Source organism: Pseudomonas sp. NUPR-002 (assembly GCF_056322725.1).
Genome location: NZ_CM150476.1, coordinates 5,647,570 through 5,663,193, shown reverse-complemented (window position 1 = coordinate 5,663,193; position 15,624 = coordinate 5,647,570). Strand labels below are relative to the sequence as shown.

General features: G+C 61.8%; 18 protein-coding genes. 3 read left to right on the top strand and 15 right to left on the bottom strand.

The window, feature by feature from the left end:
- Positions 1-135: 135 nt before the first annotated feature.
- Both cbpA and ACVWSC_RS26115 read left to right on the top strand, forming a co-directional pair.
- A complete protein-coding gene (gene cbpA, locus ACVWSC_RS26120) occupies positions 136-1,086 on the top strand; it encodes a curved DNA-binding protein (protein WP_442110131.1) in 951 nt (316 codons plus the stop codon).
- A gap of 2 nt (positions 1,087-1,088) precedes the next feature.
- Positions 1,089-1,394, top strand: coding sequence for a chaperone modulator CbpM (locus ACVWSC_RS26115; RefSeq protein WP_442114376.1), 306 nt, complete (start codon positions 1,089-1,091; stop codon positions 1,392-1,394).
- Positions 1,395-1,514: 120 nt separating this feature from the next.
- Here ACVWSC_RS26115 and ACVWSC_RS26110 read toward each other — a convergent pair whose 3' ends face one another.
- From ACVWSC_RS26110 to ACVWSC_RS26065, 10 genes are all read right to left on the bottom strand, one after another.
- Complete coding sequence (locus ACVWSC_RS26110) at positions 1,515-2,036, bottom strand: GNAT family N-acetyltransferase (RefSeq protein ID WP_442110129.1); 522 nt, start codon at positions 2,034-2,036, stop codon at positions 1,515-1,517.
- 5 nt (positions 2,037-2,041) lie between these two features.
- Entirely contained in the window at positions 2,042-2,572 is a 531-nt protein-coding gene (locus ACVWSC_RS26105; protein WP_442110127.1) for a GNAT family N-acetyltransferase, read from the bottom strand.
- A gap of 36 nt (positions 2,573-2,608) precedes the next feature.
- The gene (gene urtE / locus ACVWSC_RS26100; RefSeq protein ID WP_442114375.1) at positions 2,609-3,307 is read right to left on the bottom strand and encodes an urea ABC transporter ATP-binding subunit UrtE; all 699 of its coding nucleotides are present in this window, start codon (positions 3,305-3,307) and stop codon (positions 2,609-2,611) included.
- A gap of 63 nt (positions 3,308-3,370) precedes the next feature.
- Positions 3,371-4,192 (bottom strand): urea ABC transporter ATP-binding protein UrtD, encoded by an 822-nt coding sequence (urtD, locus tag ACVWSC_RS26095; RefSeq protein ID WP_442114374.1) that lies wholly within the window; start codon positions 4,190-4,192, stop codon positions 3,371-3,373.
- Between the two features lie 35 nt (positions 4,193-4,227).
- Positions 4,228-5,307, bottom strand: coding sequence for an urea ABC transporter permease subunit UrtC (gene urtC / locus ACVWSC_RS26090; RefSeq protein WP_442110125.1), 1,080 nt, complete (start codon positions 5,305-5,307; stop codon positions 4,228-4,230).
- Positions 5,307-6,794, bottom strand: a complete 1,488-nt coding sequence (gene urtB / locus ACVWSC_RS26085) for an urea ABC transporter permease subunit UrtB (protein ID WP_442110123.1) — start codon at positions 6,792-6,794, stop codon at positions 5,307-5,309. Before urtB ends, urtC begins: the two co-directional genes overlap by 1 nt.
- An 84-nt stretch (positions 6,795-6,878) precedes the next feature.
- A complete protein-coding gene (gene urtA, locus ACVWSC_RS26080; RefSeq protein ID WP_442110121.1) occupies positions 6,879-8,144 on the bottom strand; it encodes an urea ABC transporter substrate-binding protein in 1,266 nt (421 codons plus the stop codon).
- A gap of 233 nt (positions 8,145-8,377) precedes the next feature.
- Positions 8,378-8,575, bottom strand: a complete 198-nt coding sequence (locus tag ACVWSC_RS26075; protein WP_442110119.1) for a Tc toxin subunit A-related protein — start codon at positions 8,573-8,575, stop codon at positions 8,378-8,380.
- Positions 8,575-8,712, bottom strand: a complete 138-nt coding sequence (locus tag ACVWSC_RS26070) for a hypothetical protein (RefSeq protein ID WP_442114373.1) — start codon at positions 8,710-8,712, stop codon at positions 8,575-8,577. The genes ACVWSC_RS26075 and ACVWSC_RS26070 overlap by 1 nt, the downstream gene beginning before the upstream one ends.
- Complete coding sequence (locus ACVWSC_RS26065) at positions 8,652-9,020, bottom strand: Tc toxin subunit A (RefSeq protein ID WP_442110117.1); 369 nt, start codon at positions 9,018-9,020, stop codon at positions 8,652-8,654. The genes ACVWSC_RS26070 and ACVWSC_RS26065 overlap by 61 nt, the downstream gene beginning before the upstream one ends.
- Positions 9,021-9,458: 438 nt before the next feature.
- Between ACVWSC_RS26065 and ACVWSC_RS26060 the strand changes: the two genes are divergently transcribed.
- Entirely contained in the window at positions 9,459-9,749 is a 291-nt protein-coding gene (locus tag ACVWSC_RS26060; RefSeq protein WP_442110115.1) for a hypothetical protein, read from the top strand.
- A 66-nt stretch (positions 9,750-9,815) separates the two neighbouring features.
- Here the strand turns inward: ACVWSC_RS26060 and cycA are convergent, their stop codons facing one another.
- The 5 genes from cycA to ACVWSC_RS26035 form a co-directional block, all read right to left on the bottom strand.
- Complete coding sequence (gene cycA / locus ACVWSC_RS26055; RefSeq protein WP_442110113.1) at positions 9,816-11,213, bottom strand: D-serine/D-alanine/glycine transporter; 1,398 nt, start codon at positions 11,211-11,213, stop codon at positions 9,816-9,818.
- Between the two features lie 111 nt (positions 11,214-11,324).
- Positions 11,325-12,335, bottom strand: coding sequence for a FecCD family ABC transporter permease (locus tag ACVWSC_RS26050; protein WP_442110111.1), 1,011 nt, complete (start codon positions 12,333-12,335; stop codon positions 11,325-11,327).
- Entirely contained in the window at positions 12,332-13,276 is a 945-nt protein-coding gene (locus ACVWSC_RS26045; RefSeq protein WP_442110109.1) for an ABC transporter substrate-binding protein, read from the bottom strand. Before ACVWSC_RS26045 ends, ACVWSC_RS26050 begins: the two co-directional genes overlap by 4 nt.
- Positions 13,273-14,061, bottom strand: coding sequence for an ABC transporter ATP-binding protein (locus ACVWSC_RS26040; protein WP_442110107.1), 789 nt, complete (start codon positions 14,059-14,061; stop codon positions 13,273-13,275). The genes ACVWSC_RS26045 and ACVWSC_RS26040 overlap by 4 nt, the downstream gene beginning before the upstream one ends.
- 166 nt (positions 14,062-14,227) lie before the next feature.
- On the bottom strand, positions 14,228-15,589 hold the full coding sequence (locus ACVWSC_RS26035) for a PepSY-associated TM helix domain-containing protein (RefSeq protein ID WP_442110105.1): 1,362 nt from the start codon (positions 15,587-15,589) through the stop codon (positions 14,228-14,230).
- Positions 15,590-15,624 lie beyond the last annotated feature (35 nt).

The following is a 15,624-nucleotide window of genomic DNA, read 5'->3' as shown; positions in this document are numbered from 1 at the left end:
GCCGCGCAGTTTATGCCAGTGGCCAGCAGAATCAAGACCGATTATCTGCTTTACAGCAAACCCAAGGTCGCCTTGAAAGGCTATGCTTGACCCCAATCTACAGAAGCAACGCACAATTTGATGGTGATTCCTTAGATGGACTTCAAAGACTACTACAAGATACTTGGCGTAGAGCCTACAGCGGACGACAAGGCGATCAAAACGGCCTACCGCAAGCTTGCGCGCAAGTATCACCCCGACGTCAGCAAAGAGCGTGACGCCGAGGAAAAATTCAAAGAAGTAAACGAAGCGCATGACGTGCTGAGCAGCCCGGAAAAACGCGCTGAATACGACGAGCTGCGCAAATACGGCCAGCATGGCCGCCCATTCCAGGGGCCGCCCGGTTGGGAAAGCCGCAGCTCGGGTGGTTTTGAAGGTGGCGACTTTTCCGATTTCTTCAGCTCGATCTTTGGCGCCCGTGGTGGCAACGGCAATCCGTTCGGTCGTGGCCAACAGCAACGCAGCGCCGGTCGGCGAGGGCAAGACGTGGAAATGGAACTGGCGATCTTCCTGGAAGAAACCCTGTCTGGCGAATCGAAGCAGATCAGTTTCCAGGTGCCGCAGCACAACGGCAGTGGCCAGCGTACCGGTTTCACCACCAAAACCCTGAATGTGAAGATCCCTGCTGGCGTGACCGACGGCGAGAAAATCCGCCTCAAGGGCCAGGGTGCGCCGGGTATCGGCGGTGGCGCCAATGGCGACCTGTTCCTGACCATCCGCATGGCACCGCATCCGCTGTTCGATGTCGAAGGTCATGACTTGATCATTACCGTGCCGCTGGCGCCTTGGGAGGCCGCACTGGGCACCAAGGTGGCGGTGCCGACCCTGACCGGCAAGATCAACCTGACCATCCGCCCCGACAGCCAGAGTGGGCAGCGCCTGCGGGTCAAGGGCATGGGCCTGGCGAACAAGCAGGGTGCGCGCGGCGATCTTTATGCACAGCTGAAAGTGGTGATGCCCAGCCACAGCGACGACACAACCCGCGAGTTGTGGAACAAGCTGGCAGAGAAGGCGGCATTCAATCCGAGGACACAATGGAGTAACTGATGATGAGCAGTACCCTGGTCGTTCAACTGGACATGCAGACCCTTTGTCGGGAAGCCGATCTACCGGCCGCCTACGTGATCGAAATCGTCGAGCACTGCATTGTCGAACCTTCCGGGCGAACGCCGGAAGAGTGGTTGTTTGACGACCAGGCGGCGCTGCTGGCCAAGCGTGCGGCGAAGTTGCAGCGCGAGCTTGCGCTGGAGTGGGAAGGGGTGGCGCTGGCGCTGGAGTTGCTGGAAGAGGTTCAGCAACTGCGCAGTGAGAACACCATGCTCAGGCAGCGGTTGGGCAGGTTTCTGCAAGGCTGAACGCTTCATCTTGGAGGGCAACTGTCTTGCACTACCTGTAGGAGCGGGCTTGCCCCGCGATTGCAATGTGACAGGCGGATCGCAATCGCGGGGCAAGCCCGCTCCCACTGAGAGGAGGGGTTAGAGCAACTTGTAGTACAGCGCCGTCGGCCGATACGTGCCATCCGGCCCACATGCGTATTCCGGAATCTCCCCAGCCTTGATATACCCCAGCGACTGATAAAACGCCTCCGCCTCCGACCCAGCCTCGGTATCCAGGTACAAGGTCACGCGTTGTTTCTGCCGTGCGGTGGCTTCCAGCGCCTGCATCAGTTGTTGCCCCAGCCCCCGGCGGCGTGCGGCACTGTGCACCAGCAACTTCTGCACTTCCGCCCGTTTCAACCCATTGAGCTTCTGGCACAGCCCCAGCTGCACGCTGCCAAGCACTTCCTGATCCTTGCTGACCACCCACAGCAGCAACTCTCCACTGCTTAGGCGCTGTTTCACTTCATCCAGGTAGCTGTTGGCCTGTTGCGCATCGATGTTTTCCAGAAAGCCAACCGAGGCACCGTGGCGTACGGCATCGAGCAGTAAATCCACCAGTCCGTCACGGTAATGGGTAAAGCTTTCATGGGTCACCCGATTGAGGTGCGCAGCATTCATAGGCTTCACTCCATGGCACGCGGCTGCGCGCCGGGGTTGAGGATCAGCTGCATAAAAGTCAGGTCCAGCCAGCGGCCGAACTTCACCCCGACCTGCGGCATTTGCCCGTTGAGGGTAAAACCCAGGCGCTCATGTAGACGGATCGAGGCGCTGTTGCCGCTTTCGATAGCGGCGACCATCACGTGCTTGTCGCAGGCGCGCGCACGTTCGATCAGCGCTTGCATCAGCTTCGGCGCGAGGCCGTTGCCGCGTTGATCGGCGCGAATGTACACCGAGTGCTCAACGGTATGCCGAAAGCCTTCGAACGGGCGCCAGTCACCGAACGAAGCATAGCCGAGCACTTGGTCTGCGGCGGCGTCGACTATTACCAGAATCGGGTAGCGTTGGGCCTGGCGAGCGTCGAACCAGGCCTGGCGATTGGCTAGATCAACGGGTTGTTCATTCCAGATCGCCGTGGTGTTGAGCACCGCGTCGTTGTAAATGTCGCGAATGCCCGGCAGATCGGCAGTAACGGCATCACGAATCAGGTAAGTCATGGCAGCTTCTCGAACGCTTGCAAAGTGGTGTTCAGGTTAAATGGTTACCAGGCCGCGCACACCCTCGGCCTCCATGTTTTCACCGCGCCCGGCCTGGACAATTTCGCCGCGCGACATCACCAGGTACTGATCGGCCAGCTCGGCGGCAAAGTCGTAGAACTGTTCGACCAGCAAGATGGCCATGTCGCCGCGAGCAGCGAGCTTGCTGATCACCGCACCGATTTCCTTGATCACCGAAGGCTGAATACCTTCGGTGGGCTCATCGAGAATCAGCAGGCGTGGCTGGCTGGCCAGGGCACGGCCGATCGCCAGTTGCTGTTGCTGACCGCCCGACAAGTCGCCGCCGCGCCGGTGTTTCATCTGCAGCAGTACCGGGAACAGCTCATAGATAAACGCTGGAACGCTTTTCGCCTGGCTGGCGCCAAAACGCGACAGGCCCATCAACAGGTTCTCTTCGACCGTCAGGCGCGGGAAGATCTCGCGGCCCTGCGGTACGTAGGCGATACCGGCCTGAACCCGCTGGTGTGGCTTGAGCGTGGTGATCGCCTGGCCTTCCCAATGCACGGCGCCTTCGCGGGTTGGCAGCAGGCCCATCAGGCAGCGCAGCAAGGTGGTTTTGCCGACGCCGTTGCGGCCGAGCAAACAAGTTACCTCACCTACTTTGGCCTCGAATGAGAGACCGCGCAGGATATGGCTGCCGCCGTAGTATTGGTGCAGTGAATCGATTTTCAGCATGGTCATGTCCTTGGCTGCTTTATCGCGGGTGTAGGAGCGGGCTTGCCCCGCGAAGCTGTTCAACTACCTACCGAGATACACCTCGATCACCCGGTCATCCGCCTGCATCTGCTCCAGCGACCCCTCGGCCAGCACACTGCCCTGATGCAGCACCGTGACATGGTCGGCAATGCTGCCGACAAAGCCCATGTCGTGCTCGACCACCATCAGCGAGTGCTTGCCCGCGAGGCCCTTGAACAACTCCGCGGTGAACTCGGTTTCTGCGTCGGTCATCCCCGCCACCGGCTCATCGAGCAGCAGCAGTTGCGGGTCTTGCATCAACAACATGCCGATTTCGAGAAACTGCTTCTGACCGTGCGACAACAACCCGGCCGGGCGCTGCGCCGAATTGCTCAGGCGGATGGTCCGCAGCACCTCATCAATGCGGTCCTGCTGCTCGCCACTCAAGCGCGCAACGAGGCTGGTGAACACCGACTTGTCAGCCTTCTGCGCCAGCTCCAGGTTTTCAAACACACTCAAGGCTTCGAACACCGTGGGCTTCTGGAACTTGCGGCCAATACCGGCCTGGGCGATCTGCACTTCGCTCATGCGCGTCAGGTCCAGGGTTTCACCAAACCAGGCCTTGCCGGTGGTGGGCCGGGTCTTGCCGGTGATCACGTCCATCAGGGTGGTTTTACCGGCGCCGTTGGGGCCGATGATGCAGCGCAACTCACCGACGCCGATGTACAGGTTGAGCGCGTTGAGGGCTTTGAAACCATCGAAGCTGACACTGATGTCTTCCAGGGTCAGGACCGTGCCGTGGCGCACGTCCAGACCCTCGCCGCGTACCTGACCAAGGCCGATGGCGTCGCGGCCGCTGCCGGCATCGAGGATCGGTTCGAGCATGAATTCCGGGTGCACCGGAGGTAGTGGTATCGCTCTCATTGCTCACCCCTTTTCTTCAGCAGGCCGACCACGCCTTTGGGCAGGTACAAGGTCACCAGAATGAACAGCGCGCCCAGGCAGAACAGCCAGTACTCGGGGAAGGCCACGGTAAACCAGCTCTTCATGCCATTGACCAGACCGGCACCGAGCAGCGGGCCGATCAGCGTGCCGCGCCCGCCAAGGGCCACCCACACGGCGGCTTCGATGGAGTTGGTCGGCGACATTTCACTGGGGTTGATGATGCCCACTTGCGGCACGTACAACGCACCCGCCAGGCCACACAGCACCGCGCTCAACACCCAGACGAAGAGTTTGAAACCACGCGGGTCGTAGCCGCAGAACATCAAGCGGTTTTCGGCATCGCGCAGTGCGGTCAACACCCGGCCGAACTTGCTGCGCGCCAACCGCCAGCCCAGGTACAGGCTGGCGACCAGCAGCGCAACGGTCAGCAGGAACAGCACCGCACGGGTGCTTTGTGCGGTGATCTGAAAACCGAGGATGCTTTTGAAGTTGGTGAAGCCATTGTTGCCGCCAAAGCCGGTTTCGTTGCGAAAGAACAACAGCATCCCGGCGAAGGTCAGGGCCTGGGTCATGATCGAAAAATACACACCCTTGATCCGCGAGCGGAAGGCGAAGAAACCGAACACCAAGGCCAGCAAACCGGGCGCCAGCACCACCAGGCACAAGGCCCAGGCAAAGTGCTGGGTACCGGCCCAGTACCAGGGCAGCTCGCTCCATGACAGGAAGGTCATGAACGCTGGCAGGCCATCACCCGCCGCTTCACGCATCAGGTACATGCCCATGGCATAGCCACCGAGGGCGAAGAACAGCCCGTGCCCCAGCGACAGCAACCCGGCGTAGCCCCAGACCAGATCCAGCGCCAGGGCAACGATGGCGTAGCAGAGAATCTTGCCGACCAGGGTCAGGGTGTAGGCCGAGACCTGCAAGGCGTGGCCGTCCGGCAGCAACGACAGGAGCGGCAAGGTCAGCAGCACCAGCAAGACAACGGCACCCGTGGCCAGGGTCCAACGCGGGCCGACCTTTTGGCTGGCGGTAACAAGCAGAGGCTGGTTCATCAGTCGATCACCCGTCCCTTGAGTGCGAAGAGGCCTTGCGGGCGTTTCTGGATGAACAGAATGATCAACGCAAGGATGAGGATCTTGCCGAGCACCGCACCGATTTGCGGCTCCAGCAGTTTGTTGGCAATGCCCAGACCGAACGCGGCCCACAGGCTACCGGCCAGTTGGCCGACGCCGCCGAGCACCACCACCAGGAACGAGTCGATGATGTAGCTTTGGCCCAGGTCTGGCCCGACGTTGCCGATCTGGCTCAGGGCCACACCACCGAGCCCGGCGATACCCGAGCCGAGGCCGAAGGCAAGCATGTCGACACGCCCGGTGGGCACGCCACAGCAGGCAGCCATGTTGCGGTTCTGGGTCACGGCGCGCACGTTCAGGCCCAGGCGCGTGCGGTTGAGCAGCAGCCAGGTCAGCAGCACCACGAACAGGGCAAAGCCGATGATCACCAGGCGGCTGTAGGGCAGTACCAGGTTCGGCAGCACCTGAATGCCGCCAGACAGCCACGCCGGGTTGGCCACTTCAACGTTCTGCGCACCGAACAGCAGGCGGATGGCCTGGATCAGGATCAGGCTGATGCCCCAGGTGGCCAGCAAAGTTTCCAGCGGACGACCGTACAGGTGGCGGATCACCGTACGCTCCAACAGCATGCCAACCCCGGCGCTGACGCAGAACGCCACGGGCAGGGCGATCAGTGGATAAAGCTCGATGGCCGCAGGTGCATAGCGCTGGATCAACACCTGTACCACATAGGTGGCGTAGGCCCCGAGCATCAGCATTTCGCCGTGGGCCATGTTGATCACCCCGAGCAAGCCGAAGGTGATCGCCAGCCCCAATGCCGCCAGCAGCAGGATCGAGCCCAGTGACAAGCCGCTGAAGGCCTGGCCGAGCACTTCACCGATCAGCAACTTGCGCTTGACCTGAGCCAGGCTGGTTTCAGCGGCGGTGCGCACGCTGGCGTCACTTTCCACGCCCGGTTGCAGGAGCGCTTCGAGGCGGGTGCGGGCCATGGGGTCGCCGGTTTCGCCGAGCAGGCGAACCGCTGCCAGACGCACCGCAGGTTCGCTGGCCGCCAGTTGCAGATTGGCCAGGGCCAGGCCCAGGGCTGCGTGCACGGCGCTGTCGGTTTCGCTGGCGAAGCGCCGGTCGAGAAAGGCGACTTGCGCCGGCTGCGCACTTTTTTGCAACTGCTGCGCGGCAGCCAGGCGCACGCTGGCGTCATCACTGAGCAGTTGATGGCTGGCCAGGGCGTTGTCGACCAGGCCGCGCAGGCGGTTGTTCAGGCGCAGTTTGCGGGTATCAGTAGGGCTCAGGCGCCCTTGCTGCAGCGAGGTCAGCAGTTCGAGGCGTGATGGATCCGGTTGTGCCGCCCAGCCCTGCAGCAGGCGGGCCTGCTCGTTGGGCTTGGCGGTGAGGAAGAATTCACCCTCGCCGGCCTGGGTTGCCAGAGGGAGCAGCAAGAGGAGGGTGAGCAGGAGTCTGTACATGGTTTATCCCGGTATCAGCGGTGGGTTCATCGCGGGGCAAGCCCGCTCCCACAGGTGTAGGAGCGGGCTTGCCCCGCGATGGCGTCAATTACCTTTCACCGCATAATCCGGACGCTTGTCGTTACCCGGAATGAACGGGCTCCAGGGTTGCGCACGCAGCGGCTGCTCGGTCTCCCACACCACACTGAACTGCCCGTCATCCTGAATCTCGCCGATCATCACCGGCTTGTGCAGGTGGTGGTTGGTCTTGTCCATGGTCAGGGTGTAACCCGACGGTGCTTTGAAACTCTGCCCGGCCAACGCCTCACGGACCTTGTCGACGTCAGTGGATTTAGCCTGCTCGACCGCCTGCGCCCACATATGAATACCGACGTAGGTGGCCTCCATCGGATCGTTGGTCACCGCCTTGTCGGCACCCGGCAGGTTCTTGGCCTTGGCATAGGCCTTCCAGTCAGCGACGAACTGGCTGTTGACCGGGTTCTGCACCGACTCGAAGTAGTTCCACGCTGCCAGATGCCCCACCAGCGGCTTGGTATCGATGCCGCGCAGTTCCTCTTCACCCACCGAGAAAGCCACCACCGGTACGTCGGTGGCTTTCAAGCCCTGGTTGGCCAGCTCTTTGTAGAACGGCACGTTGGAGTCGCCGTTGACTGTAGAGATCACCGCAGTCTTGCCGCCGGCCGAGAACTTTTTGATGTTGGCAACGATGGTCTGGTAATCGCTGTGACCAAACGGCGTGTACACCTCTTCGATGTCTTTGTCGGCTACGCCCTTGCTGTGCAGGAAGGCACGCAGAATCTTGTTGGTGGTGCGCGGGTAAACGTAATCGGTGCCGAGCAGGAAGTAGCGCTTGGCCGCGCCGCCGTCTTCGCTCATCAGGTACTCCACCGCAGGAATGGCCTGCTGGTTCGGCGCCGCGCCGGTGTAGAACACGTTCGGCGACATTTCCTCGCCCTCGTACTGCACCGGGTAGAACAGCAGGCCGTTGAGCTCTTCGAACACCGGCAGCACCGACTTGCGCGACACCGACGTCCAGCAACCGAAGACCACCGCGACCTTGTCCTGGGTCAGCAGTTGCCGGCCTTTTTCAGCGAACAGCGGCCAGTTCGAGGCTGGGTCTACCACCACCGGTTCGAGCATCTTGCCGTTCACACCACCCTTGGCATTGATTTGCTCGATGGTCATCAAGGCCATGTCCTTGAGTGAGGTCTCGGAAATCGCCATGGTCCCGGACAGCGAATGCAGGATACCGACCTTGATGGTCTCGGCGGCCTGGATGCTCCAGCTTAAGCCCATCGCCGCGATGGACGCGCTGAGGGTAAAGGCCTTGATCAGACTGCGACGCTTCATGTGCTCTCTCCGGTGCTTTTTAGAGTGTTGGCAACGCGAAGAGGGCTTTTGCAAGTGGTATGCCGACTTGTGTACAAGTGGCGAAGCCCCGTATTTGCTGGGGTTGTGGGGGGTGGTTGCGAGGATTTGCGGGCCAGCTTGGTGCGCCATGCACAGGGTTAGGGCTGTGGTGCGGCTGATCGCGGGGCAAGCCCGCTCCCACTGTGGGAGCGGGCTTGCCCCGCGATCGCGTATCAACTCGACTTCAACTTCAACTTGTTCACGGCCTCAGTAAACGCACTATCCCCCGCCTTAGCCGTGTACACCATGTTGAAAGTAATGTCCTCGATGACCGACGGATCCTTCCACGCCGCGCCGCCGGGAATCTCCAGGGTCCATTCCGAGATCGCCCCTGTACCCTCGAACGGCAGATAACGTCCGTCATGGAACATCAGCTCATACACCCAGGTGCCCGGCTCGTAACCCAGCCCGTCTTCGGCAACTGGTTCTCCATGTGTTGCAGGTTGCTCAGCAGCGACTCGCCCGCCAGCATGCCCTTGTAGTTGTCGAACCAGGCCGTGGTGTCGATGAAGCTTTCGCGCCGGTAGTCGCCAATTTCATAACGCCAGGCCTCTTCCACCCCAGGCACAGCGAACGTACAACGTCGTAGGCAGCGCCGTAGATCTGCTCCTGGCGGGCGACCAGCCAGTTGTAGAACGGAGTGTTTTCGGTCAGCGCGAGGTAGGCCAGCGACAGGGCTTGTTGGTACAAGGCACTGAGGTAGGCAATCGGCCCGCAGTTGGCCTCGGGTGCCTCTGGGCTGCACGTGTTGCTGAGCTGCTCGGGGAACAGCTTGGCGTAAGTGTTGGGGGTGACGACGGATTCCTGGCTGGTCATGCGCGGTGCTCCTGATGCTTGAACAGACGGCGTGCGTGAACGGCAGGGCCGGTCACCGGGGGAGGTCTGAGCACATTTGAGGCGCGGGCGAAAATTGCCGCAACTGACAAAAATGCCAGGTAAGGCGTGGAGAGCCCGGCGTTGCGGGGCTGGCCAGGGGGTTAACGTTTTGACACATCCTCAGTAGTTGAGTACCGTGCCGCACCGCAGTAGATTCTGCGGCACGGGATTGGCGTCCCAGGTTCAGAGATACAGAGCACTAACGCACTCAGCGATTGTGTTCGGCATGGTTGCACCCGATATGGGCGGAGCCGTGTGTGGGAGCCTTCGGGCTCACCGGGTATCTCTGACCGGCACGCCAACCCGCACGGCTCCGCTCACCCATATTGGCGTGTGGGCGCGGAGCGACATTTAGAGAGAGCCGCAAGGAGTAGCACCATGCTCAAGAAGATCGTTCCAGATCCACCGATCCGCCACGTGACTGCCGCGACACACTTTGGTACCTGCCATCAGGCCCATGAGCCGACTTGCCTGGTGCTTGCCGGGGTGGATGCCGAGGATGCGCTAGTGTGCGCGGTGACCGCGTTGAAGGCCGCTTACGAAACCAATGCGCTGGCCCTTGAACAGGCCGAAGATCCGCTGCGTAGTTTGCTGACCGCAACGGAGAATTCATTGGAGAAAGGCTTGGCACTGACCGAAGCGGTATTGCGGGGGGTGGAGCAAGGGTAAGTCTCGCGGGGCAAGCCCGCTCCCACAGCACCTGTAGGAGCGGGCTTGCCCCGCGAAAAAGTCAGCTCAATCGTGCCGCGCCCTACGTACAAACTGGTAGGTCACCGCCAGCAGCAGAAACCACAACGGCGTCACGATCAGCGCCGCGCGGGTGTCGCTTTCCAGGCTCAACAGCACCAGGATGAAGGCGAAGAACAGCAAGCACACGTAGCACATGAAACGCCCGCCCGGCATCTTGTAGTTCGAGGCCTGGTGCAGGGCTGCACGGTGTTTGCGAAAGCTCAGGTACGACAGCAGAATCAGTGTCCAGACGAACATGAACAGCACCGCCGACACCGTGGTCACCAAGGTGAAGGCTTCAATCAAGTCGGGTACCAGGTACATCAGCGCTGCACCCAGCAACAGGCACGAGCAGGAGAAGTACAGGCCGTTGGCCGGAACCTTGCGGCTCGACAGGTGTTCGAAACTGCGCGGTGCATCACCTTGCTGGGCCAGACCGAACAGCATACGGCTGGTGGAGAACACGCCACTGTTGGCCGACGACGCCGCCGAAGTCAGTACCACGAAGTTGATGATGCTCGCCGCCGCTGGCAAACCGGCCAGCACGAACAGCTCAACGAACGGGCTCTTGCCCGGCACCACATCGCGCCACGGGGTCACCACCATGATGGTGATCAGGGCCAGTACGTAGAACACGATGATCCGCACCGGAATCGAGTTGATCGCCCGCGGCAGGGTGCGCTCGGGGTTCTTCGCTTCCGCAGCGGTGGTACCCACCAGTTCGATACCGACGAAGGCGAACACGGCAATCTGGAAACCGGCGAAGAAGCCCATCAGGCCATGGGGGAACATGCCGTCGTCGTTCCACAGGTTAGTCAGGCTGGCGGTACGCCCGGCGGGCGATTCAAAGCCGACCAGCACCATGTACAAACCCGTACCGACCAGGGCCAGGATCGCGACGATCTTGATCATGGCGAACCAGAATTCGATCTCGCCGAACATCTTCACCGTGATCAGGTTCAGCGACAGCAGCAGCCCGACACAGGCCAGCGCCGGTGCCCATTGTGGTAAGTCGGGAAACCAGAATTGTGAATAGGCGGAAATGGCGATCACGTCGGCAATGCCGGTGATGATCCAGCAGAACCAGTACGTCCAGCCGGTGAAATAGCCGGCCCAGGGGCCGAGCAGGTCGGCGGAGAAGTCGATGAACGACTTGTATTCCAGGTTCGACAGCAGCAACTCACCCATCGCCCGCATGACGAAGAACAGCATGAAGCCGATGATCATGTAGACGAAGATGATCGACGGACCGGCCAGGCTGATGGTTTTGCCCGAGCCCATGAACAGCCCGGTACCGATGGCGCCACCGATGGCGATCAGCTGGATATGGCGGTTGGACAGGCTGCGTTCGAGGTGTTCGTGTTCATCAGGTATGGGTTGTTGCGGGGGCAGGTTTGCAGTCATAGGCTAGGCAATTCCATGTAATACATTTCTCTTGTGCGCGTTAGGCTAACACGCGCCTTCCTGGCGCAACCGCGACAATACGTCTCAAGACCAAAGCGTGCTTGACGACGATCAACGCTTGCGCATCAGGCCAATAAAGAACAAGCCGCCAATCGCGGCGGTGGCGATGCCGATGGGCAGGTCTTCCGGTGAGATCAGCGTGCGGGCGGCAACATCGACCCAGATCAGGAACAGGCTGCCCAGCAACAGGCACACCGGCAGCAAGCGGGTGTGTTCGGCGCCGACCAGACGCCGGGCAATGTGCGGCACCATCAGGCCGACAAAGCCGATCGAGCCACTGATCGCCACCAGCACCCCGGTCAACAGCGAGCAAATCAGAAAGGCCAGCAGGCGTACCGAACGGGCATTCAAACCGAGGGTCACCGCCGTCTGCTCACCGGCCATCAGCGCATTGAGCGCCCGTGCCATGCCGAGCAGCAGGGTCAAGCCGAGCAACACGCTGAGCGCCGGGATCGGCAGCAGTTCCCAACGCGCCAGGCCCAGGCCGCCGAGCATCCAGAACATCACCGCCGAACTGGCGCGGTGATCGCCGAGAAACAGCAATAGGTTGGCCACTGCCATCATCACAAACGCCACTGCCACGCCGCACAGCAGCAGGCGGTCGCTGTCCAGGCGACCGCCGCGGCTGGCAATCGCCAGCACCAGCAGCATGCTACACAGCGCGCCGATAAAGGCGGCCAGTGGCAGGGTCAGTACGCCCAGCACTTCACCGATATGCAACACCACCAGCACCGCGCCGAGGGTCGCACCGGAGGTGACGCCGAGCAGGTGCGGATCAGCCAGCGGGTTGCGCGTGACCGCCTGCAACACCGCACCGATCATCGCCAGGCCACCGCCGACCAGGGCGGCAAGGAGCATGCGCGGCACTCGAATCAGCCAGACGATGTGCTCCTGGCCGGTGCTCCAGGCTGGCGTTTCGGGGGCAATGCCGAAGACTTTGAACAGCACCACGCGCCACACCACCTCTACCGGCACCGGCGCTGCGCCGAAGCCCAGCGACACCACGCAGGACACCAGCAGCAGGCCGCTCAGGCCGAGCAATAGCAAGCGGTAGCGAGTCATGCGCCGTGCAAGCCGGCAGCGATGGTTTCGATGGCGTCGACGTTTTCCAGGCTCGGTGTGGCGGCCACGTACGGGATGACCACGAAGCGCTGATGACGGATCGCCGACACCGACTGCAACGCCGGGTGCTGTTCGAGGAAGGCACGTTTTTGCGCTGCGCTGATCTCGCCATAGTCGACGATGACGATCACTTCGGGGTTGCGCTCGACCACACTTTCCCAGTTCACCCGGGTCCAACTGGCGTCGATATCGTCGAGCACGTTACGGCCACCCGCCGCTTCGATCAGCGCCTGGGGCATGCCCAGGCGGCCGGAGGTCATGGCGCGGTCTTCACCGCTGTCATACAGAAACACCCGTGGGCGTTGTGCTGGCAGTGCCTGTTGAACCACGGCAATGCGTTGCTGCATCTGACCGATCAACTGTTCGGCACGCGCTTGTACATCGAAAATCTTGCCGAGGTTACGCAGGTCGTTATAGGTGTCGTCGAGGCTGGCGGCCGCACGCTTCATCACGAAGGCACAGGACTCGGTCAACTCGTACACCGGAATGTTCAGCGGTGCCAGGGTTTGCGGGGTGAGGTCACCGCCGACGCGCATGCCGTAGTCCCAGCCGGCGAAGAAGAAATCGACATTGGCGTTGAGCAGGGTTTCCACCGAAGGGTACTTGCTGGCCAGCTCCGGTAAACCGTCGAGTGCCTTGCTCAGTTCCGGGGTGACCGCTTTCCAGCCACTGACACCGCTGTAGCCGACCATGCGCTGACGCAGGCCGAGTGCGAGCATCATCTGCGTCATGTTGATGTCGTGGCTGAGGGCGTGCTCGGGTGCTTTGTTGAAGGTCACCTGGCGGTTGCAGCTTTGTACCGTCAGCGGGTACTGGGTGGCCTGGGCGAAAGCACTGGTGCTGGCCAGCAGGGCGAGCAGCAGCAAGGTCGTTCGAATCATCGCTGGGTTATCCAGGTAAGGCGTGGGTGGTCGGCGAGGGGGTGGCGGTCAATCAGTGCTTGTACACCGAAGACGTCGAGCAGCAAGTCGGTGGTCAGCACCTCGCTGGGAGTACCGCTGGCGACGATGCGCCCGTGATCCAGCACGTACAGGCGATCACAGAAGGCCGCCGCCAGGTTCAGGTCATGAATGCTGGCCAGGGTGCCGATGCCCAGGCGGCGCACTTGCTGCAACAGCTCCAGCTGATAGCGTGGGTCGAGGTGATTGGTGGGCTCATCGAGGATCAACACCTGCGGTTGCTGAACCAGGGCGCGGGCGAGAATCACCCGCTGCTTTTCGCCCCCCGAAAGGCTGGCAAAGGCATGGTCATCAAAGCCGTCCAGACCGACTGCCTGCAGCGCGGATTTGACCAACTGCCGGTCTGCCTCGGTGTCGCCGTCGAACAGCCCCTTGTGCGGGGTGCGGCCCATGGCCACGACCTCCTCGACATTCAGGCCGAAGGCATCGGGAAACTCCTGCAGCACCACGGCAATGCGTTGCGCACACCAACGGGGCGACTGACGCCAGAGGTCGTGATCATCCAGGCGCACCACGCCGCGTTCAGGTTTATTGAAGCGGTACGCGCAGCGCAGCAGGCTGGTTTTACCGCTGCCGTTGGGGCCGATCAAACCGACGAACTCTCCCGCCCTGACCTGCAGATCGACCGCGTGCAGTTGGAACTGGTGATGACAATGGCCGTGGCCCAGTGGCGACCAGTGCAGGTCGCTGATACTCAGGGTACTCATGACAATCCTGGCGAAAGCGGGCCGCTATGGTAGCAGCTCAGCCGGTAGGAGCGGGCTTGCCCCGCGAGACGATCCACCAGACAGACCACCATCGCGGGGCAAGCCCGCTCCCACCGAAGAAATGCCGTAGGAGCGGGCTTGCCCCGCGAAAAGATTTATCCACCGCTCAAGCAGTCTTCATTCGGCGCGACCACACCCCCCAATCCAGCACCCACACAGCCAGCAACGAAACGCCCACCAACGGAAACACCACACCCAACGCAACCATGATCACTATCGCCGTCTTCCATTTCGGCAAATCATGGCGCAGCGGCGGCACACCCAGGCCACCTTCAGGCCGACGTTTCCACCACATCACCAGGCCACTGACCGAACCGAGCAGAATCATCAAACAAATCAGCAACACGATGATCTGGTTCAGCGGGCCGAACATCTTGCCCTCATGCAGCATCACCCCCACTTCCGTGGCGCGGGCAACGCCGTTGTAGTCTTGCCAGCGCACATCCACCAGCACCTTGCCGGTGTACTGGTCGACATGCAGGGTGGCGTCGTTGCGCGGGTCGTCGGCAAACACGGCGATGGTGTAAACGCCGTCAGCGCTGGTGGGCAGGGTGATGCTGTAGCCCGGCACCACCGCACGGGTAGCCGCCAGTTCTTGAATCTGCTGCAGGCTGACTTGCGGGGCCGCCGGGGCACTTGAGGCCATCGAATGCCCGGCATGCTCGGCATGCGCACCCGACTGCGGCATCGGGGTGTTTTCCACTGCCCAGGGGACGGTCTGGCGCGTTGCGCTGTTGAGTTCGCGGGCCTGTTGGTCGGAGTGCGGCACATCGTTCCACATGGCGGCAGGGAAGCGGTTCCAGACATCGGCGTACTTCGCGCCCCAGAAGCCGGTCCAGGTCATGCCGCTGAGCAACATCAGCAGCAACAGGGCCGAGCCCCAGAAACCGGTGACGGCATGCAGGTCGCGCCACAGCAGGCGCCCACGGGCATTCAGGCGCGGCCACAGCACGCCCGCGCTGCTCTTGCCGCGTGGCCACCACAGGTACAACCCGGACACCACCAGCACGATGCCCCAGCCAGCGGCCAGTTCCACCAGTCGATCACCGACGGTGCCAATCATCAGCTCGCCATGCAGGGCACGGGCGACCGCTTGCAGGTTGCTTTTTGCGTCCTGCTCACCCAGCAGTGTGCCGTCATAGGGGTTGATGAACACGTTCAGTTCACGCCCGGCATCTTTGACCACGAACTGTGCGCTACGGTCGGCGGCAATCGCTGGCAGGTACTGGCTGACCTGCCCCTTGGGGTAAGCCGTGTGTACCTGTTGCAGCAAGTGGTCGGCGCTTTGCCGGTGGTGCCCGGCTTCGACCACCATCAGGTCACGGTAAAGCAACGGGTCGAGTTGCGGTTTGAACAGGTAGATGATCCCGGTGATCGCCAGCAGGATCATGACCGGGGCGACAAACAGCCCGGCATAGAAGTGCCAACGCCAGGCCAGGTTGTAGAAGCTAATCGGCGCTTTGCTCATGGTGTGCTCCCATGTTGTGCAGGTAAGGCGCGATC